Source organism: Desulfobacterales bacterium, assembly GCA_021647905.1.
Taxonomy (GTDB): Bacteria; Desulfobacterota; Desulfobulbia; order Desulfobulbales; family BM004; genus JAKITW01.
In genome coordinates, this window is the sequence record JAKITW010000055.1 from 1 (window position 1) to 20,371 (window position 20,371).

A 20,371-nucleotide genomic window follows, 5' to 3' on the forward strand; every position below is an offset into this window, starting at 1 on the left:
GCACGATCAGGCCGGCTCACATAGGCATACTATGGATTCGCCGGCCTGCTTGCACGAATCCGTGGCACTGGTAAACGCTTACAGGATGGTGGTTTCCGTAAATCTGTAGCCCCTGGTGAACGGTTACGAATGTTTACCGTCCGGCACGACTTTCATCTAACCTTACCTTTATTAATCCTTGGTTAATCCTTGGTTATAACTCCATCAACGGTAACCGTTCACCAGCACCCCCTCTTCGCACGATCAGGCCGGCTCACACAGGCATATCCCGCGGGAGATGGCCGCTATGCCGGGGCCGGGGGGGTCAGGAACGCTTCCTGGAAAAGGGGCTGTTCAAGGCAATGTCCCCGGCCCGCGGACCGCCGGGGCAAAGATGGCGTCATGGCCGGTCTGACATGGACATGACCCGGCGCAGGGCCGCCTGGACGGTGGAGAAACCGATCCGTTCCTGCTCCAGCCGCACTGCCTGGCCGATCCGGTTGTCCCGCAGGTCATGATAGAGCTTCTGCTCCTGGTCACCAAGATGTTCAAGGGTGAGCAGACAACGCTTGGCCTCCTCCTCCCGGCCCCAGAGAGACCGGTGTGCCATCAGGGTCTGCCGGTCCATGAGGAGAGAGCGGACCTGGGGGAAATAACCGCGCAGTTGCGAGAGGATGGCAAAGCCGTGGGTGTCGATATCGCCCCAGTAGCAGATGGTTTTTCCCCGGAGCCACTCCACCTGTTGCAACGACTGGATACCGTAGCCCAGCCCGAAGATGACCATGGCCTCGGCCAGGGGTGGAAAACTGAGGCCGCTGGTCTTGTTTTCCGTGATAAAGACGCGGGAGCAGGGCGGCACAAGGGTGGTAAAGTCGGCCAGGGGAACGGACAGGTCGGTAAGGCCGGAGATGGTCCGGGACGGGTCAAGCAGCCGGAAACGGATGAGCGGCTGGTCCCAGGCCAGGCCGAAGCGGCGCTCAAAGCCGTGTTGACCAAGGCCCTTTACTCCCCGGTCAATGGCCGCCGCGGGCAGGACCAGGTCAAGGATGGCGGCCAGGATGGGGCGATGCCCTTCCACGAATTTTGAATCGACCCCGGCGATATCCAGCTCGCGCACATAACAGCCGGGCCGGGGATTTTTTTTAAACCAGGCGGCAACACCGAGCAGCCGCGGCCAGGCATCTTTGTATTGCAGGACGATATCCGGTCTGCGGATCAGGAGGTCCCGCAGTTCCGGCAGCTCGGCCAGGATGCGGGCAACGGTTTTGCGGAAGGTGGAAAATTGCCGTTCCCGGCCGGTCAGGGCCAGAAAATCCGTCCGGGTCTCGATGATGATCCGGACCGGAATGCTCTGCTCTCCCAGCCGCCGGTGCTTGATCTGCTGATACTCGATGCGGTAGCCGGGCGAATCCGGCTGTTTTTCCCCGGCGCGCAGGGTCTCCAGCCAGCACCGCACCGCGGTGAAATTGTCACTCAGGCTGCGGCCGGTTATGCGTTTGACCGGGATGACAATCGGCAGGAGGGGCTCACCGGTGAGATGGCTGCGCAGTAAGGCAGGCCATTGGCGCAGCCCCTTTTTTCGGATATCCGCGGGGCTGATCATGGAACTGCAGTCCGGGAACGCCGCTTTTTCTCCTCCCGGTACTCCTCGATGGTGAGGTTGCGGACCATGGAGTTGCGGCCCTCTTCGTTGTGGATGAAATGCACTGCATGGATGTAATCTTCGATAATATGGATTTTCTGCAGGGGGGTGACGATAAGCAGCTGCAGGTTGAGTCGTTTGAACAACTCCAGGCCGTAGCGGGTGGATTCGTCCGAGCCGCGGCCGAATGCCTCGTCAATGACCACGAAACGAAATGACCTGGAGCGGGTGGCGCCCCATTCGAGCCCGAACTGGTAGGCCAGGGCCGAGGCCAGGATGGTGTAGGCCAGTTTTTCTTTCTGGCCCCCGGATTTGCCCGAAGAGTCGGAATAGTATTCCTTTTCCCGGCCGTCTTCCTGCCAGCGCTCGCAGGCGGAAAAGGTGAACCAGTTGCGCACGTCGGTTACCTTGACCGTCCAGCGCCGGTCCAGCTCCGCCGTGCCCTGCCTGCCGTTGAACCGGTCGATCAGTTTTTTTACCAGCAGAAAACGGGATTCGTCGTAGAGTTCGTCTCCGGCCAGGCTGTGGGCCAGGCACTGCCGCACTTGCTGCTGGAAATCACGGATCTCCGGGTCAGTGGTGGGATCAGCCACCAGCTCGATGTAGGTGCCGGGATTGTACTGCGCCTCCTTGAGGGAGATATTGATGGTGTCGATCCGGTCCCTGATCTCCTGCCGTTCCTTTTCCATCTGGTTCTGAAACAGGGCAATGGAGTTGATGGTCCCCTCGTTGAGCATCTCCTTGAAACGGGCCTCGTGCCGGGGCAGGTCTTCCCTGACCAGTGATTGCAGCATACGCCGGTATTCGGGCCCGGCCTCGAGGGCCGCATCAACCTCCTTGCTCTCGGCCGGCCAGTTGGTCTTGAAGCGGTTCATCCGGCGGATGATCGATTCCGCCAGCCGGACCGTTTTCTTACGTTGGCTGTTGATCTGCTCCTGGATATGGCCGCGTATCCGCCGCTGGCAACTGTCCAGGTTGATGAGAGTGAACGCTTTTCCGGGCAGGACCTGGTCGCGGAAACCGTCAAGCATGGCAACCAGGCCGGCTGTCCGTTGCTCGGTCGGGAAATCCGCATACCGGCGGACCTGGTCAAGAGCAGCCTGGCGGTCCTCTTTTTTCTGGGCTGCCCGGCTGCGCTTGTCGCGCAGGGTCTCGCGCCGTTGTTCAAGGAGCTGGATCTCTCCGCCAACCTGCTTGAGCCGCTCTTGCAGGGAGCGGAGCAAATCCGAGCTGGCCTCGATTTCGCGCCGTTCATCCTCCAGGGCCTGGATCTGCCGGGCCAGGGGCTGCCAGTTGATTTCGGAAAAATGCTCGGTTCGCAGCAGATCACGGCAGCAATCGCGGCTGATATCCAGTTGTTGCCGCTGCTTATCCAGGCGGTTGCGCTGTTCCTTCAGCGCGGCGCCCCGGGCCTGGAGTTTGTCCGCCTCCTGTTCCAGGGCCCTGATCTTTTCCCGGTTGGACCAGCCAAGCACGTACCTGGACCGGTCGTTAACAGGGTAGCGGTCGTCTTTTTCGTGGCGTCTGTTCCTGGATTTGATCTGGCCCTGGCGGGTGACCGCCCCGGGCAGACGGCGGAACTCGTCCAGGGAGTCGCAGCAGACAAGGTTGAAGCGGCGGCGGATCTCCCGCTCCAGCCAGGGGTAATGGTGGTTTTCGGTTTTGATGCGCAGTTTACGCCACAGCTCGCGGGGATCATCGCTGACCGCAACCGGTTGTTTTTCCTCCCTGGCCCGGAAATAGACCAGCCGCCCCTGCAGCCGGGTACGGTCCACGTAATGGCTTACCTGTTGGTACAGGGCCTCGCTGACCAGCAGGCTCAGGCCGAAGGAGTGGCAGACCCGTTCAATGGCGCCCTGCCACTCCTTTTCCCGTTCATCCACCTGCAGCAGTTCTCCGGCAAAGGGCAGCTCCTCCTCTGCCACGGCCAACACCGCCGCCATCTCCCGGCGGATACGGATATGTTTGCCCGGGATATTGCTTTGCCGTTTTTTCAGGGATCCAATTTCACTGGTCAGTTGCGCGGATTGCGCCTGGCAGTCCCGGATGGATATCTCTGCGTCGATCAACCGTTTTGTCAGCTCCTCCAGTTCGCGGCTGCTCCGGGCAAGGAGTTGCTCGCCCTGGCGCCGGTTGTCAAGGAACTGTTCCTCGTTGGCTGGTTTTGCCAGGTCCAGACCCTGGACAAGCTGCTGGTAACGTTGCTCCTGCCCGCTTTTCCTGGTCCGTTCCCGGGACAGTTGCTCGATCTCCCGGGCAAGGTCGGCCAACCGGCGGCCGCCACTCTCGTCAATGGCGGTTTTCAGATCACTTTCCTGGTTGCGCAGATGATGCAGGGCCTCTTCGGTGGTCTCGATCTGCTGGCCGCGCTTCTCGATCTCCTGGTCCAGCTGATTGATGCCCTCCCGCAGCAGGGCCGCCTTGTGGGCCCCGAACCAGGGTTCCAGCCCCTCCCGGCATTGTTCGAGTTCGTCAACCCGGTCCGCCACCTTCCGGTGGCGCTGCCAGTCCTTGACCAGCGGTTTCAGTTCCTCGATGCGGGCCCGGGCATGGAGAACCGCCTGGTGGGCCTGGTTGAGGTTGTCGAAGTTGCGGCGAATCTCGCCTATCCGTTCTTCCACCTCGGGCAGCTCCAGCATGTGGCGGCGGACAAAGTCGGTGAGGTTGCCCACCGACTTCATGGATACGGTCTGGTAAAAGAGATTAAGGGCCTGTTCCGACTCAATACCGAACAAGCGCCGGAACCGGGCGCTGTACTCCTTGAAGTGGGTCAACACCTCCAGCTGTTGCTCCTGGCGCAGTTTTTTGCGCAGGTCCAGGATATTGGAACCAAAGTTGGAGAAATCCTCGGCAATGGAAAGGGGTCTGGTGGCAACCACGAAAAATCGTTCCGGGTTGCGCCGCCGGTCCTTGAGCCAGAAGACCTGGGCCAGGGTAACGCTCTGCTTGTAGCCCTGGTTGGTAAAACGGGCCAGGAGCACCGTGTACTGGTTTCCATCGCGCAGGGCCACGGCCTTTGCGGTCCCGGTCAGGTTGTCCTTTTCGGATTTATATTCGCCGCGCACATAGGAGTACAGGGTGCGCTCCCGGCTTTCAGCGCCAGCGGCCTTGTTGTAGACGATCCGGTTGTGGGGGACCAGCAGGGTCAGCAGGCCGTCGACAATGGTGGATTTGCCCGAGCCGATGTCACCGGTGAGCAGGCTGTTGTGGCCTTGCGGGGCCAGGTGCCAGACAGCATGGTCAAAGGTGCCCCAGTTGTACAGCTCGAAACGCTCCAGGCGGAAGCCCGCCTCAACGTCTGCCAGGGCAAGGTCGAACAGGGACCGTCGTTGTTCAGCGGGACGCATGTTCCTGGTACTCCGTAAGCCGGGCGGCAAAATCACTGAGCCAGTCGCTGTCCACCAGGGCCTTGATGATCCGGTGCACCTCGAACTGGCCGCTGCTTCCCTTGAGCCGGCGCAGGAAGCCGTAGTCTGCCAGCTTGTTGATATAACGGTCGATCTGGTCGATGATCTTTGCCTCGTTACTGCTTTCAGGCAAAAAGACCCGCAGCATGTCCACGATCTGGGCCCGGCTCAGGATCAGCCTGGTTTCACCGCCCCCGGCATCGAGTTCGATCAGTTTTTTGCGCAGCAGGACCAGCAGCAGGCTGACCGGATAACCGAGCGGCCGGCGCTGGACCAGGCGGGGCAGGGATTCATCCCCTGCTTCCCCGGCTTCGCTGTCCTGGCGCAGAAAGGCATACTGTTCCGCCTCGTCAATGACCAGGGTGAGGCCGATGAGCTTGAAATAATCGCGCACCGGGCCCTGCAACCGCACAAGGTCCTGCCACTGGCTGGGATACCGCTCCTGGTAAAGAACCCCCTTGAGCAGCCGGATCAGCACCGGCCCCAGCTCTGGTTGATGCTCAGTATTCATTATTCCCTTGATCTTTGAAATTCCTGAATCCGTGAAGGCTTGAGTTGATATTCCATCGGTTTGAGGTGTTATAACTTTTTTATCGCCCCCCGGGAAGAGAGCTTAGGGCCTGTAAAGAAATAACCTGACCCTTACCGAACAAAGATGATCCGCGGCACCTGGAGCTGTTTTGTTTCTCCTGTTTCAGTGGCAATGACGATTGCCTCTGTCCGGTCGCTGTCAACAATGGCCCGGTCGTCTTTTTCCGCAAGGTCCAGGTAGGCGACCACCTCGGCCACGCCCTTTCGTACCGGGAAATCCCGCACCAGGCCGGCAAGGCTGATCTGGTCCCGGTCCTGCAACGCGGCCCGGATATTGGCGGCCAGCTCTTTTTCATCCACATATACCTGCTCGTACAGGGGTTCCACTGCAATATCTTCACTGCCCTGCGCCAGCGCTTGTTCCTCGATAACCGGATTCTTCGGAATCGTAAACAGGCTGCGGCACATGACCAGCTCCAGCCGGGGGGATAATTCATCCAGGGTGGTGAAGTTCCGCTCCGGCGGCGGCGAATCCTGCACACCCATGGCCTGTTTTTCGATCCGGCGGATGATCTCCATGATCCGTTTGTTTTCCAGATAGGCCCGGTCGTCCAGGAATTTACGCAACTGCTCCACCAGCAGGTTGGCGGTCTTATAGGCCTTTTCCCCGGCATCAAGCAGCAGGTAACGGATACGGGCCAGCAACGGGTCGGGTTGCAGTTCCTCGATTTCCTCGATGGCATAGAGTTTGTCCAGCAGGGTCTGCAGTTCCTGCTGCCGGTCCGGAGACATGAGCAGCTCCCAGAAGGCCTTGAAGCTTTTGCCCTGGTCTGAATCGCGGATCACGTCCCGGTCGTGGAATATCTCGTCGAGCAGCGCCCCCTTGACCTTGGAGCTGGTGGCGATCCGCTCCCGGGTCTGCCGGTCAAGGGCGCGGAAGTTGTATTCAACCTGGCGGAAATCGGCGAGCAGGCGGCGGGCGGTATCCTCGGCCTGGAAAAAACGTTCCTTGACCTGGGTGGGATCATAGGGCGCAACCCCCTGTTCCCGGACCAATTCGATCTCGCTGTCAATAGCGGCTCTCCGCTTTTCGAGTTCCCTGATCCTTGTCTCGGGATCCTGCTCAGTGCGGTCGACGATGTCTTTTAACAGTTCAAAGATGGCGAGCAGGCGGGATTCGGTGCCCACGAACCGCCGCTCCTCAAGACTCTGCAGCCACTCGACGGCCCGGGCCGTGGCCGGGGTCAGGTCATATTCCGGTTCATCACGGATATCGGGATAATATTTGCGTAAAAAGCCGCTTTCACCCGCAGCCCATGCCTCCAGATATTCCCGGGCACTGCGCGGAAACCGTTCTTTGCCCAGGATGTCATGGAGCTGATAGAGATAGTCGCCAAGCAGGGTTTCCAGCTCCTGCTGCGGCACGGACCTACGGTTCGGTTCAACAAAGATCTTGAACAGGAAACTGATAATCAGGGGCCCATTGTCCGCTGTAAGCAGGCGCAGGGTGGGGTGCGAGGCCTTGAGGTGTTCCAGGTAATCAAAATCCATGGATAGTATAATAAAGGGTTCGAGTTCAGGGGTTAAAGCTCATGTACATATACGGAATTGACTTTCATCTCCCTGGCTGTTTCCACAATCCGGCCATGGTGGGTAAAGAGAATCACCTGGTTCTTTTCTGATAAATCAGCCAGGACCCGCAGCGTTGCCCTGGACCGCTCATCATCAAAGTTAATTAAAATATCGTCAACAATAAAGGGCATGGGTTCGCTGTTTTCAAGGCGCCACTCCAGGGAGGCCAGGCGCAGGCCAAGGAAGAGCTGGTCACGGGTGCCGGAACTCATTGCCCCGACGGTCAGGCGGGATTTGTCCGGCCTGACCCCGACCAGGATGGGATTGCCATTATCATCCACATCCGTGCGCAGGCCGGCAAAGGAGCCCAGGGTCAAGTCGGCAAAATACCTGGAGGCGATCTTCAACACCGGGTCCTGGTGTTCCTCCCGGTATCGTTCAATCTCATCCTTCAGCACCATGGCAGCCAGCTTGATCCGGGTATATTGGTCAACCAGCCGGCGTATCCCGGCCCCGACCCGCTCCATTTTCTCGGCTGCCTCCGCGGCCCGGGCGCTGCCGTCCATGAGCTGCAGTTCCCGGTTTTCTTCACCGATCAGTTTTAAAATATCCGTAATCCCGGGATAGAGTTCTTCATCGATCTGCCGTTTAAGGATTAGGATCCACCCCGGCAGCTCATCCACATCCACTTCATCGGCCTGGCGTTTGATTTCCTCAAGTGATATGCCGTCACTGATCTTTGCCAGGGATGACTCTGCCGCGGCAATCTTTTCCCGCAGGCGCTGATACTCGCCGGATTTCCTGACGGCCCCGGCCAGGTCCGCAACCTTGTCGCACCTGGCTGTGGCGAGTAACCCGGCCATCCGCCCATCCAGGCTTTGCAGGGTCTTTTCGCCATTCTCTATTTCAGCGGCCAGCCCCTCTATTTCCTCACTGGTCTTTTTCAGCAGCTCATGGTCCTGCCGGGCCTTGCCAAGCATGGTGTGCAGCTGCAACACGGCCTGATCCGGAGAAAGATCCTTCAAGTCAGGGGCAACCTGCGCCACCAGGGTCTGCACATCACCACTGAATTTATCGACATCACGGTCAATGCCATTGATGCGGCCCTGAAACTCCCGCGCCTTTTCCAGCTTATCAAAACAGTCATTAATGGTATCAAGGAGATCAAGGGCCTCCTCGGGCAACACCTGGTCGCGAAGCCCCAGGCCGGCCAGGGCCTTGTCCCACTTTTCCTGCCAATCGGCCCGGGCCGCTGCCGCGGCTTCCTGCTCTTTCTGGGCCCTGGCCAATGCGGTCCGGACCTGGGCCTGTCTGTCGTAAAGCTTGTCCAGTTCAGTCCGGTGAAGGGCGATATCCTCCAGAACCGATTCAGCCAAGACCAGCACCGGGGTAAGCTCCCGGCCGGGGAACGCCTGATTTTCTCCCAGGGCCTTCAGCTCCTCTGCCAGAAGCTTGCGATAATGTTGCCGCGCCCGGTCCTTCTCTCTAAGCTCGGCTTCCTTGTTAAGGATCTCGGTCAGCTTAACCCGCAGGCTGTCGATATCAGTCAGCCAGGCAAACATTTCCTTGGGAGAAAGGGGCTTAACCTGGATGGATTCCCATTGCGCCCGCCATGCGGCGGCCAGCTCTTCGGCGCGATCGGCTGATTCCCGTTCCTGCCGGCTGATCTCCTTAATTGTCTCCTCAAGGCCTTCAATCCGGGCCCGCAGCGATGCCGCCTTGGCCACCCGCTCCGCTTCCCGTCTCAGCCGGTCAGCGATATGGTCCGCCTGGGCAACATTTTTTTCATAGGCCTTGTACACGGCCCGGCCCGGCGCATACTCCTTTGCCTCTTTTGAGATATCCTTGCCATCGATCCACTGTCGGCGCAGGAGGCGCCAGCCCTGCTGCCGCTTATTCCGGGATTCCTCCAGATTCCGCTCAGTGGGAACCTCGCCCCCATATGCCACTTCCCGGTTATCGGTCCGGGCGGTCTTCAGCTCCGCTTCAGCCTTTTTGCGGTCCTTTTTCAGCTGCTGTCGCTCATTTTCAATCACGCTGTAGAGTGTCTCAAAGCGTCGCACCGTCTCCGGCAAGGGCAGAGTCAACCCCGGCAATTGATCCAGTTCCCCGGACCACAGCCCCAGCCTCTTAAGCTCTGCCCGGCAGCTCTTTCTGCCAGCGTTGATCTCGCGGGAAATCTCCTCGATCCGTTGGTCGATATCACCCACGCGCCGGGCCGGCTTCAATGCCTTGGCCAGGCCATCATTTTTTCTAATGGCCGGCCGGCCGGACAGGGCCGCGGCAATTTGCCCAAGCTCCTTTTCCGCCTCATCTTTCTGCTTCCGCGCCTGGGACGCCTGCTGGATCAGGGCCCCGTGCCGGGAACTCAAGGCCTGAATGGTTCTCTTTCTGCTGAACACCGGCCGCAAGGACTCGGCATCTTCCAGGGTTAAATCAGGCCGGATCTCCCTGATCAGGGCGCCGCCATCCTTGCGGTTGCTGATCCGCATGCCATCCAGTCTGCTCCGGTCCTTCAGCCCCTTGCGGTACTCGCCGAGCCGCTGGTGCAGGTCCTCGATCGTTTCCGCATGGTCAAGAAGCGGCTGGTTCAGCGAGATGCCCTCCTGTCCGGTTGCCAGCCTTTTCAGCCGGACTTTATCTTTATCGGTCTGCAGCCTGGTTTCACGGATCTCCTGCTCCACCTGCCGGAGTTCGTTGGAAAACTCCGGCGGCAGCAGCACCACATCGCCTAACTGCTGCAACTGTTTCTTCAGGTTTTCAAGCTCCGCCAGTTCAGGGATGGCCCGGTGCAGCCGCTCAAGCCGCCGCACCTCGCCACCCTTCTGCCTGCTCTCCTGCTCAAGCCCGGCCTGTGCGGCTTCCGCGTCCTGCAAACGTTTTTTATGTTCCTTCCATTTTTTAGAGGGAAGGCTCTCCTCTTTGACGGTTTTTTTCAGGGCCTTATACTCCTTGATCGCCTGATTAATCCGCTGCTTGCTGCCCCGGGCCTTGAACAGTTCATCCGCCTCCGCATCAAGGGAGTCCTGAATCTTCTTAAGGGAAGAGATGCCCGCGCCAGCGGCAAACAGGGCCTGGCCCACCTCACCTTTCTGGGCCAGGATATCCTCGCCGCCCTCCACCAGGATCTTGTGGTCGATTCCGTAGAGTGATTCAAAAAGGGCCGGCTCAATGCCATGGAGAAAGGCGGCAACCATGCCGGGGTCCATGGGGTTGCCGTCAAGGTCCAGGAGATCGGCCTTTCTTTTCTTGCGGCGGAGAAAGGCGAGTTCCCGGCCATCAGCCCCTTGGAGGCATCCACCGACCAGGAGCTGATCATTGGCATGCTGGAAATTATCAGCGGTACGCTCCGGGAAGCCGTATAACAATGCCTTAAGGGCTCGGAGCGAGCTGCTTTTTCCCGCCTCGTTGGGGCCAAAGATGATATGGAGGCCCGGCTCCCTGGAATTAAACTCAAGAGTCCGGTCGGTGAAGGGGCCAAAGGCCTTCAGATCAAGGCGCTTGAGCCTCATGCCTCTCCTCCGTGGTGGATCAGTCTGGCGATCAAGAGTTCCTTGACCTCTTCCCGCAGTTCGGTCAACCCTTGCGGCGAACTCTCCAGCAGGGAATCAGCATCCAGCAGTTCAGCCGGCAGTTTGGTTTTCAGGCCGGCCAGGTCCGGTACCAATGTGGTCAGCGCAGCCTTGCCAAGGTCCAGGTTCTCAATTGCCCGCAGCAGGCCGGACAGGGGTGTGTCTTGACCAACGATCTCCTCCAGGCTGGTCTTGCGGCTTGTTCTGAATTTTACCTTTTCAAGCCAGACATCACCCAGGCCGGCGGCAATACCACGGAACTCTTCGGTCCACTGAATCGAACAGGCATGCAGTTCCGCATGCAGGGGGCAGCTTCCTGCCAACTGCAGGCGCAGGGCCAGGGTCCTGCCGCCGGCTGTTTGCCGCTCTTTCTCCATAACCGCACGAACCTGTTCATACACCGCCTCCCTGGTCTCGCAGCCGGACAGATCCACCCGGCAGACGGCCCAGCGCAGCACATCAAGTTCACGCTCTTCAACTTCCACGATCCGGCCGTCCTCCACAATCACCAGGGTGGCGCCCCTGGTCCCGGTTTCCTTGATATGCCGGCCCTGGATATTGCCGGGAAAGACCACCCAGGGATCTTGTGAGACGATTTCCCGCTGGTGGACATGGCCCAGGGCCCAGTAGTCATAGCCCTTGGATTTGAGGTCATCCAGGGTACAGGGCGCGTAATCCTCGTGTCCCTCACGGCCGGTCAGGGAGGTGTGGAGCAGGCCGATATTAAAATAGCCAGCATCGTGTTGCGGGTATTGCAGGGCCAGATTCTCGGTCACCGCCCGGGAGGGATAGCTCCGGCCATGGATGATGATGCCAAGGTCTTCAAGTGTAACCGAACAGGGCTTCTTATGGGGAAACAGGGTGACGTTGCCAGGCAGAGGCATGATTCTGGTGGTCCGGCTGGCTGCATCGTGGTTGCCGGAAACAATGAAAACCCTGATCCCTGCCTTGTCCAGCCTGCCCATCCGGCCGGCAAAGAAAAGTCCGGTGTTGTAATCCTTCCAGTCACCGTCATAGAGATCGCCGGCAATCAGGACAAAATCAACCTCTTCCTCAATGGCCAGATCAACCAGGTTGTCAAGGGCCCGCCGCGTCGCGCCCCGAATCTCCTCAACCGGCGCGTCCCCATGGGCCTCAAGGCCCTTTAAGGGACTGTCAAGGTGTATGTCGGCTATGTGGAGGAATTTAAACATGTTATATGAAAGTCGTGCCGGACGAAGCGCCGTGGCCGGCCGATATGGCCCGGCCATGCCGGTTCGCCCAGAACCAAGGCTTTTCGGAGTGTTGCTATGTTTCTTTATCAATATACCGGATAACCACGGAACAGCAAGAAGTCAGGATTACTCAGGAGTACAATGACCGTAAACATTCAGTAAACCCCCTCCTGTCGGGAAAGGGGTCTTCTTCTACCAACGGCCGCTCCATTGAGAAGGGCCGGCTGTTCATAAACAGGCTATCAAGCAGGAACTCGCTTCGCCGCAACGGCGATTCGGAAGCCATAAGCATATCCTGCCGAAGTTGTTTCAATTTCCGCTTTTGCCGTCACGGCTGCGGCTCAGGGTCCGCTACACCGTTCGCTATAAGAAAACCCCTTTCCCGGTCCAACCTCAAACCTACGGGGTTTACCGAAACCTTACTGCGAGACGGACGTGTGTCATGTTGTAACTTGTTGATTTTATTGGGTGGCATTTGAAGCATTTCGGGTTGTTACCAGTTTATCAAGTTTGTCGGTCTCGCAATAACCCGCGAGACGGACGTGTGTCATGTTGTAACTTGTTGATTTTATTGGGTGGCATTTGAAGCATTTCGGGTTGTTACCAGTTTATCAAGTTTGATAGACAGCAAGAAATTTTTCGAATTCCGTACCGGAAAGGGCCTTGATCACCGCCCGGTGATTGACAATCTCCCCGGCAATGGAGTCGGTGCTCGTTTTTTTCAGCCTGGCCTCTTCCATCTCCTCATCGATAACGCCCAGGAAAGAGAGGATCGCTTGCCGGCTGGCCGCCATATCACTGAAAAAATTCTCATAGGTTATTTCAAGATAGGGATTCCCGCGGGCATACAATTCGCGATAGGCCTGCACTTCCTGGCGGCTGCGATGCAGAAAAATCATCATCCTGCCGATGGGGATGGTCACTGGCCGGGGTTTGACATTATTGCCTTGCACATGGGATGTCCCGGTACTTTTCATCCGTACGAGGGAGACGAAACGCTTGAGGTCGTTCTCCCGGACAAGATGGAGAATGGAGACCTTGCCCCTTGCGATCCACTGCTGCACCTCCGGTGTGGCCTTCAACTGGTTGTACATCATCTTGAAGCCGATTACCGTCTTGCCGCCGGCCGGCTTATCGGCATCAGCCATGTCATACTGTGTCCATGGCAGCGGAAAAGCGGGGTCGTCCGCGAAACGCCGCAGGTATTCCGCCACTGCCCTGTTCAGGTGCGGGTTCAAACCAAGTTTCCTGAGTAACCGGTTCCGGTAAAAAACATGAAGAGTTCGATCCAGTACCGATTCCGCACAGTAATGCCGGAAACCGTCTTCATATTTGTACTTCCACAGGAACAGCTCACCATGACAGCGAATCTGCGAATGGCTGTTGAGCCAGAGGCGGATATAGGTCGAACCAGTCCTCGGGGAGGTCAGAATGACAAATTTTTTCTTGTCAGCCATCGTGCTTATCACCCGGTTTTTCCCTGGCCGCTATCTTGTTGCTTGCAAGGAACATGGCCAGGGTCGCGGCCAGAAATTGTTGGTAGTCAGAATAAGTGTGGCGGAGAAATTCGATTTTAAACTGGTCGATACAGAATACGGTCAGAACAACAATGGCCAGCCTGGGGATACCTTCCACGAACCGGCTGTCCGTCCGGACCCGGCTCATGTTGAAGAAACAGGCATACAGGCAGACCGCCAGCAGGGCATATGCCAGCAGGCCGACCATGCCCAGGGTGTAGAAGAGATAGATATACAGGCTGTGGGGATATCCCATGGCCGCACTGGCCGGCACCCCGGAGACCTTCTTTCTGCCCTTTTCGTCGTAGAGGTCCGAAACCAGGATCATCCGGACCCCCTTGCCGAGGATGGGGGTTTCCAGCGCCCGCTTGATATATTCCGGCCACCCCCTCCTGGTGTCCGGGGTGAACCCCTGAATTTCCGTGTCTGCGAATCGGTCGTACAGCACGTTAAACTGGGTATAGCGCAGCATGATGACGCTGGCCGCGGCGGAGAGAAGTATCCCCACCACCATGAATTTTAATATTTTTGCGGGACCAAGCTGGCGCCTGAAAAGAAATATGAAAATAAAAAGGCCGATAACCATCGCAATGGGGGCCCCGCGGTTGCCGGTCCCGACCATGGCGCAGAGGTTGCCGAACAGAACCGGGATGACGATCCGCTTCATCCGGCCGGTTGCCATGAGGTAGTAGCTCTGGATGAACACCATGAGAACAAAGTATTCGGCGAGCAGCCCGGGGCCTGAAAAAGGCCCGGTGAGCCGCCGCTCGTCAATGGCCGCGTGGAGCCTGTTTTTGACAAAGGCGAATTCCTGGATTCCAAACGGCACTATCTGGGTGAACCCGGCTATTACCTGGAGCACGCAGTAGCCCAGCACCAGCACGTTCATGATAAGCAGGAGTTTGAAGAACTGGTGCAGTTCGTCTTCGCGGTTGATGAGCCGGTAGGTTGTATAAAAAAGAACAACACTTGAAAAAAGACCGATCAGGTATGTGACCTGCAATACCAGCAACGGCCGGGGGTTGTTGAAAAACGACAGGGCATAGGCCATGCCGACCAGGAAAAGGCAGGAGGAGACGGGTATCAGGAAACGGCCCGGGTCTTTTTCCCCTTTTCGACCGAGAAAAACACTGATCCCGACCACAAAGATGAAGGCCATGTTGAGGGTGCCGAACCTGCTGGAGATGAATTGAAAGGGCAGGGTGATGATCACCAGGTTGAACAGCTTGCGGTACAGGCCGGCAACGCTGAAAATGAACACCAGCACCCCCAGCCCCAGGGCGGCTATCAACTGGACAAACTGGGCTGTACTAAGATCAAACATGGCCGCCTATCTTCTTAATCACAGGAATCCACGTCCCGGCTTCAGGACCGTAACGCCCCATTACCGGGCATGGGAGAGTTCATGGAATATGCCGTGATACCGAACCGGTTCAACACCTCTTCGATTATCAGGCGATCTTTATCCGACATTCTTGCCATCCAGTTACCAAGGGTACTCTGATCAAAGATCGTGCCCTTCCGGTCTGGCGAACTCTGCTGGGAAGGTTGCCGGAGCCATTGTCCGGCCGGGACTTCTGCCAGGCCTAATTGTTGCACAATACGCTGCCACTCCTTGTCCTGATCCTTAAGCAGGTTTTCGTAAAACGCCATTGCCAGGCCATGGCTGCGGACCTTGTCCAGGGCAACCAGGGTTTCAATACACCAGACCGTGGCAAATCCCTCGGCCCTGCTCATATCATTAACATCCCCAATGCTAATGCCGGACAAATAGTCTTCCCGGAGCGTCCGGTCCCGCAGGTAGGCCGACAACTCATCATACCTCCAGCCACCTTGCCAGAGCCGCATCTTTGACTCTACCACCGCGCCGGGATGCCGCAATAACACCAGAATCGGCGATGAATAGTTTTTATGGAGCCAGCCAAGCATCAAATTTGCTCGAATAAATTTCACGATGGGCCGTTGCCCGACTTTCATCCCCCTGTATCTGCGATATCTTTCAAACATCTTACAATATCTGGCCATCTGGGCCTTGGCCTTGGCCAATGAAGAAAAAGCCGGCCAGCCGTGCCAGAGATGGTTTCTGTTTATCCGGTAGTTCGCCCACAGCCGGCCACGGCCTCCCCATATGACCTCATCGAGAAATTTTTTGAGTTCCGGTTCCTCCCGGTCATCGGGAATATATTTATATGCAAAGGGCCCGGCGCTGGAAATTCTTCCCGGGTGAAGGGGCTCAAACACCGTCCGCAGGCCATTTGCCCGGCCCAGAACGTCCTGGACCCAGGTGGAGCCGCTCCTCCCGCCGGCAGCGATGAAAATGGGGCTGTCCTTTTGCATTGATGGTGTCGGGCCGGTCTGCATGTCAGGGGGTTCCGTTCCCGGGATGCCTTTTTTTCATAAACTCTTTACTCCAGTCCGCCTTGTTGGCAAATGTCTTAAAAACCCAACCATACCCCGAAAACCAGAGATAGCCCGCATATGCTGTGCTGAAAAGAAAGGCCCCAGCTGTAATTCTGAACAGTAAGTCGAGGTCCGGGCCCAACATATGCAGGAAAAAGGATGTTGCCGCCGCGGCAATGACCGAACCGAACATGGCATGTCCCAGGCTTTGCCAGTCCTGCAACTCGATAAAGCGGACCCGGAGTAACCGGGTGGCCCGCTGATAGGTGATTATCGTAATTAAAATCTGGGCAATCACGCTGCCGCAGGCCGCCCCGGCGATACCCAGGGTTCGGGCCCCCAGGTAGCTTAACAGGCTGGAACCCAGCAGCAGGACCAGACTGACCTTGGTCATGAAAAGCTTCTGGCTGAATATCATCATGATATTGGAAACATCAATCACCCTGGCAATGGTCAGGACGAGGTAGATTTGAAACACCACCGCAGCGCCCACATATTCCCGGGTGAACAACAATGTGACCAGGGGTTTCGCCTGGACGAAAATAAAAGCGGCCAGGGGAAAGACCACAAAAGCAACGGCAAGGTTGGCGCTCTGGTTGAGGTAAAGCACCCGTTTGAAATCTCCCTGGACATGGGCCTGGCTCATTTTTGGAAAAACCACCTGGCCCAGGGTCCGTCTCAGCAGCCGGAGGACGGGTATTTCCAGGGCTCCGAGGGAAAAGACCGCAAACATCTCCGGCAGGAAAATCAGGGCCACGATCCACTGCTCCACCTGGCGGCGCAGGTTATCGATGATGTTGGCCAGTCCAAAGGGCAGGGCGTAGCTGATCTGCGCCTTTATGCGGGCCCAGCTCAGACTTGAAAATCTGACCGGGTGGTGCTTTCTGAGGTAAAAGGCCAGGATCGCCAGCTTGAAAAGGACAAATAGCAGTAACGATAAAAAAACGTACTGAATATCCCCGGTAAAATAGGCCGCGCCGGTGACAAGGGCCAGCCGCGACACCGAATTGCTGATCAGGGCAAATGCCTGGCAGGTGAAATTCTGGTCCGCTGTCGGCAGGGTTTCAACAAGGCAGGAGAGTACCCAGAGAAAAACAAATGCCGGGACGATATATCCGCCCTCCAGCTGAAGCCTTTCAGGGAACAGAGGGTTGAGAGGACTGACCAGAAAGGCGGCCAGCAACCCGGTAATGCACAGCATCATGATAACCTGGGTCACATAGCTGGCCTTTTCCTGCCGGTCGACCCGCGGCAGGAAATACATCAGGCTTCTGGGCAGGCCCAATGGGGCAATGAGGTGCGCCGTGTTGGCCAGCAGCCAGAAAAGACGGTATTCGGCAAAATCAGACCTGTCCAGCAGACGAACAAGAATCATCGGCGCGGCAAACATGGCCAACGACACGATCATGTTGGCCATGCCGAGAACAATGGCTTGCGAGCGGGTATTACCTTTTGTCCGTCCCATTACTTCGCGTTTCCCCGCTGATTTCCGGCCGCAACTGAGGTTTTTTGTTCAATATCAAGGATTGTCGGTCTCGCAACAACCCGCTCGACGGACGTGATTCGTCTTGTAACTTGTTGATTTTATTGGGTGGCATTTGAAGCCTTTCGGGTTGTTACGAGTTCATCATAATTCGTAACCGTTCACCGGGGGTACGGATTTACGGTAAACTCATGCCCGTAAGCGTTCACCAGTGGCTTAGATTCGTTCATTCGGGACTGCGAAGCATACTGGTGCTATTCGAGCAGGCCAGAATGGGCGAAGATGAGGTGCTGGTGAACGCTTACCATAATTCATTATTGCTATAATAAGCCTGATGATGTAAGTACATGTTTTACTACAATTTGTCAAAAGTTATGCCTCTGCCCCGAGTTTTGTCCACATATTCTTCATCCTTATCCGTGACAAGGGAGGGATTCATGCCGCAACCAGGAATCCATGCGCGCATTGTTACAAAAAGCAGCCTTTTGTTTCTGCTCGTTATCTTGATGACCGTGGCCCTGGCGGCCTGCGGCGGGCCGGAGCAGAAAAAGGCCAAGTTCTTTAACAAGGGCAAGACCCTTTACGAGCAGGGGGATTACACCAGGGCCCGGCTGGAGTTGAAGAATGCCCTGCAGATCGACCGTGAATTTGCTGATGCCCGCTATCTGCTCGGGATGGTCGAGATGAAAGACGGGAATATAAAAAAGGCCTACGGCAATTTCCATAAGACCGTCCAGCTGTCGCCCGGCCACCTGGACGCCCAGTTGCAGCTGGGCAAGATTCTCTTCTCGGCAAAGCTGTACGACCAGGCCATGGAAAAGGCCGAACTGGTCCTTGGCAAAAAGCCGGCCGATATTGAGGCCCTGTTGCTGAAGAGCGCGATACTGCTGACCCGGGGAGACCGGGACCAGGCAAAAGCGATCCTGACCGGCATGCTCGACCAGGGGGTGATCGATCCCAATGTGTACATCCTGCTGGCCACGGCCGACAAGCAGGAAAAAAATGTTCAGCAGGCCGAGGCCGTACTCAGGCGCGGGGTGGCGGCCAACCCCGACTCATCAATGCTTCGCTTTGCCCTGGCTGATCTGTTTGCCCGGACTAATCGTCAGGCAGAGGCCATCACCTCGCTCAAAAAGGTCGTTGAGCTGGAGGCCGGCCGGGTCAAGTATAAATATGACCTGGCCGGGCTCTATTGGGATACCGGCATGCAGCGCCAGGCGGTCGAGCTGCTTGACGCGATAATCGCCGCAGACCCGCAGGACGAGGAGTCCAGGCTGAAAATCGCCAGGTTTTATTTTGTCAAGAAACAGCTGGACGCCGCGGAAAAGACCCTGGTTGACGCGATCGCTGCAAACCCGAAGAGTTTCAAGCTCCGGCTGCGGCTGGCTGACCTGTATATATACCAGGACAAGATCGACAAGGCCGTGGCGGTCCTCAAGGAGAGCCTGCTGCTCGACCGGGACCCGGCCGCGCCGGGGATCATCCTGGCAAAAAACAGCCTGGCCCGGGCATATCTCATGGCCGGTGAGGTTGAGCAGGCCTACCGTTATGTAAACGAGGTGCTTAAGGAGAGTCCCAAGAACATTGACGCCCTTTTCAAGAGCGGCAACATCCATATGCTGAAAAACGACAGTCAGCAGGCGGTGTTCGAGTTCCGCTCGATTGTCACGGAAAATCCGCGGTTCATTCCCGGTTACCTGCGCCTGAGCGACGCGTATGTTGCCAACGGCGAACTGGAACTGGCCGCCGATACCCTGCGCAACGCCCTGGAGGTTGCCCCCGGGTCACCGGACGTGGTCAGGGCCCTGGTTCGGGTCGCCCTGCTGCGAGAAAAATATGAGGATGCGGAAGGGTATCTCAGGGACTTCCTGAAACAAAACCCGGATCAGGCGGAGTTCCAGGCCACATTGGGTGATCTCTTCTTCAGCCGGGGCGACCTTGCCCGGGCTGAACGCGAATACGGCCTGCTCAAACAGAATGACCCGACAAACCCGCTGGCCTACCTGAAGCTCAGCCAACTCTACCGGAAACAGAAGAAATGGACAAAGGCCATCCGCGAGCTGGAGACCGGGTTGGCGGCCAACCCCAAGTCGGCGGATATATTTTCATCCCTTGTCCAGCTCTATGTTGCCCGCGGCAAGACCGATACGGCCCTGGCCGCCTGCAGGAAACAACTCAGCCGGAACCCGGGCGATGCCTTTACCTATAACCTGTTAAGCGGGGTATATATCGCCACCAAGGAGTACGACAAGGCCCGGCAGGCCCTGGAAAAGGCCATCGGCATCAATCCGGCCTGGCAGGTTCCCTACGGTAACCTGGCCAAGCTCTTTCTGGCCCACAACAAGCGGGAAGAGGCAATTGCCACGCTTGAGGAGGCCCTGAAGGCCGATCCCAAACAACCGGCGCCCTACCTGACCCTGGCGACCCTGTATCAACAGGATCAACAGCCGGAAAAGGCCATCCGGATTTACGAAAAGGCGCTCACCGAAATTCCGGGCCTCTGGCCGGCGGCAAACAATCTCGCCGACCTGCTGACCGAACATACGGGTTCCCGGGCCGACCTGGAAAGGGCGCTGGTCCTGGCCCGCAAGGCCCGGCAGATGAAGCCCGGCGAAGCAGCGGTAAACGACACCCTGGGCTGGATCTATTATAAACTGGGGGACAGCAAGCGGGCCCGCCTGCTCATTGAAAAGGCGCTGGCCGCGGCCCCGGATAATCCGGCAATCAACTATCATCTGGGCATATTGTTGTTTAACAGCGGCCGGAAAGACGAGGCCCGGGAAAAACTGACCAAGGCCCTGGAGAACGACGAACAGTTTTCCGGCCGGCAAGAGGCGGAAAAGGTTCTCAAACAGCTGTGATCACGGATGCAGCCGAGCTTCATAAAAAGTAAGGTTTCGGTAAACCCCGTACGTTTGAGGTTGGATCGGGAAAGGGGTTTTCTTATACCGAACGGTGTAGCGGACCCTGAGCCGCGGCCGTGACGGCAAAAGCGGAATTTGAAACAACTTCGGCAGGATATGCTTATGGATTCCGAATCGCCGCCGCGGCGAA

At 57.5% G+C, this 20,371-nt stretch carries 12 protein-coding genes; 1 reads left to right on the plus strand and 11 read right to left on the minus strand.

Annotated features, from left to right (window positions below; translation table 11 throughout):
• Positions 1 to 379 precede the first annotated feature (379 nt).
• From L3J03_08940 to L3J03_08990, 11 genes are all read right to left on the minus strand, one after another.
• Positions 380 to 1,582, minus strand: coding sequence for a DUF2220 family protein (locus L3J03_08940; protein MCF6291099.1), 1,203 nt, complete (start codon positions 1,580 to 1,582; stop codon positions 380 to 382).
• The gene (locus L3J03_08945) at positions 1,579 to 4,968 is read right to left on the minus strand and encodes an ATP-dependent exonuclease SbcCD, C subunit-like protein (protein MCF6291100.1); all 3,390 of its coding nucleotides are present in this window, start codon (positions 4,966 to 4,968) and stop codon (positions 1,579 to 1,581) included. Before L3J03_08945 ends, L3J03_08940 begins: the two co-directional genes overlap by 4 nt.
• On the minus strand, positions 4,955 to 5,539 hold the full coding sequence (locus L3J03_08950) for a DUF4194 domain-containing protein (GenBank protein ID MCF6291101.1): 585 nt from the start codon (positions 5,537 to 5,539) through the stop codon (positions 4,955 to 4,957). The genes L3J03_08945 and L3J03_08950 overlap by 14 nt, the downstream gene beginning before the upstream one ends.
• 131 nt (positions 5,540 to 5,670) lie before the next feature.
• On the minus strand, positions 5,671 to 7,110 hold the full coding sequence (locus tag L3J03_08955; protein MCF6291102.1) for a DUF3375 domain-containing protein: 1,440 nt from the start codon (positions 7,108 to 7,110) through the stop codon (positions 5,671 to 5,673).
• A gap of 32 nt (positions 7,111 to 7,142) precedes the next feature.
• Positions 7,143 to 10,643 (minus strand): AAA family ATPase, encoded by a 3,501-nt coding sequence (locus tag L3J03_08960; protein MCF6291103.1) that lies wholly within the window; start codon positions 10,641 to 10,643, stop codon positions 7,143 to 7,145.
• A complete protein-coding gene (locus L3J03_08965) occupies positions 10,640 to 11,896 on the minus strand; it encodes a DNA repair exonuclease (GenBank protein MCF6291104.1) in 1,257 nt (418 codons plus the stop codon). The genes L3J03_08960 and L3J03_08965 overlap by 4 nt, the downstream gene beginning before the upstream one ends.
• Positions 11,897 to 12,047: 151 nt before the next feature.
• Entirely contained in the window at positions 12,048 to 12,203 is a 156-nt protein-coding gene (locus L3J03_08970; protein ID MCF6291105.1) for a hypothetical protein, read from the minus strand.
• A 325-nt stretch (positions 12,204 to 12,528) separates the two neighbouring features.
• On the minus strand, positions 12,529 to 13,374 hold the full coding sequence (locus L3J03_08975) for a sulfotransferase (GenBank protein MCF6291106.1): 846 nt from the start codon (positions 13,372 to 13,374) through the stop codon (positions 12,529 to 12,531).
• Positions 13,367 to 14,758: an O-antigen ligase family protein gene (locus L3J03_08980; protein MCF6291107.1), complete on the minus strand. Its 1,392-nt coding sequence runs from the start codon at positions 14,756 to 14,758 to the stop codon at positions 13,367 to 13,369. The genes L3J03_08975 and L3J03_08980 overlap by 8 nt, the downstream gene beginning before the upstream one ends.
• A gap of 41 nt (positions 14,759 to 14,799) precedes the next feature.
• Positions 14,800 to 15,771, minus strand: coding sequence for a sulfotransferase (locus tag L3J03_08985; protein ID MCF6291108.1), 972 nt, complete (start codon positions 15,769 to 15,771; stop codon positions 14,800 to 14,802).
• A gap of 25 nt (positions 15,772 to 15,796) precedes the next feature.
• Entirely contained in the window at positions 15,797 to 17,299 is a 1,503-nt protein-coding gene (locus L3J03_08990) for an oligosaccharide flippase family protein (GenBank protein MCF6291109.1), read from the minus strand.
• Between the two features lie 455 nt (positions 17,300 to 17,754).
• Between L3J03_08990 and L3J03_08995 the strand changes: the two genes are divergently transcribed.
• Positions 17,755 to 20,178: a tetratricopeptide repeat protein gene (locus L3J03_08995; GenBank protein MCF6291110.1), complete on the plus strand. Its 2,424-nt coding sequence runs from the start codon at positions 17,755 to 17,757 to the stop codon at positions 20,176 to 20,178.
• Positions 20,179 to 20,371: the final 193 nt, after the last annotated feature.

Excerpts from the sequence above, each read along its gene's own strand:
- L3J03_08940 (MCF6291099.1), bottom strand. The coding sequence starts at position 1,582 with ATGATCAGCCCCGCGGATATCCGAAAAAAGGGGCTGCGCCAATGGCCT.
- L3J03_08945 (MCF6291100.1), bottom strand. The coding sequence starts at position 4,968 with ATGCGTCCCGCTGAACAACGACGGTCCCTGTTCGACCTTGCCCTGGCA.
- L3J03_08950 (MCF6291101.1), bottom strand. The coding sequence starts at position 5,539 with ATGAATACTGAGCATCAACCAGAGCTGGGGCCGGTGCTGATCCGGCTG.
- L3J03_08955 (MCF6291102.1), bottom strand. The coding sequence starts at position 7,110 with ATGGATTTTGATTACCTGGAACACCTCAAGGCCTCGCACCCCACCCTG.
- L3J03_08960 (MCF6291103.1), bottom strand. The coding sequence starts at position 10,643 with ATGAGGCTCAAGCGCCTTGATCTGAAGGCCTTTGGCCCCTTCACCGAC.
- L3J03_08965 (MCF6291104.1), bottom strand. The coding sequence starts at position 11,896 with ATGTTTAAATTCCTCCACATAGCCGACATACACCTTGACAGTCCCTTA.
- L3J03_08970 (MCF6291105.1), bottom strand. The coding sequence starts at position 12,203 with ATGGCTTCCGAATCGCCGTTGCGGCGAAGCGAGTTCCTGCTTGATAGC.
- L3J03_08975 (MCF6291106.1), bottom strand. The coding sequence starts at position 13,374 with ATGGCTGACAAGAAAAAATTTGTCATTCTGACCTCCCCGAGGACTGGT.
- L3J03_08980 (MCF6291107.1), bottom strand. The coding sequence starts at position 14,758 with ATGTTTGATCTTAGTACAGCCCAGTTTGTCCAGTTGATAGCCGCCCTG.
- L3J03_08985 (MCF6291108.1), bottom strand. The coding sequence starts at position 15,771 with ATGCAAAAGGACAGCCCCATTTTCATCGCTGCCGGCGGGAGGAGCGGC.
- L3J03_08990 (MCF6291109.1), bottom strand. The coding sequence starts at position 17,299 with ATGGGACGGACAAAAGGTAATACCCGCTCGCAAGCCATTGTTCTCGGC.
- L3J03_08995 (MCF6291110.1), top strand. The coding sequence starts at position 17,755 with ATGCCGCAACCAGGAATCCATGCGCGCATTGTTACAAAAAGCAGCCTT.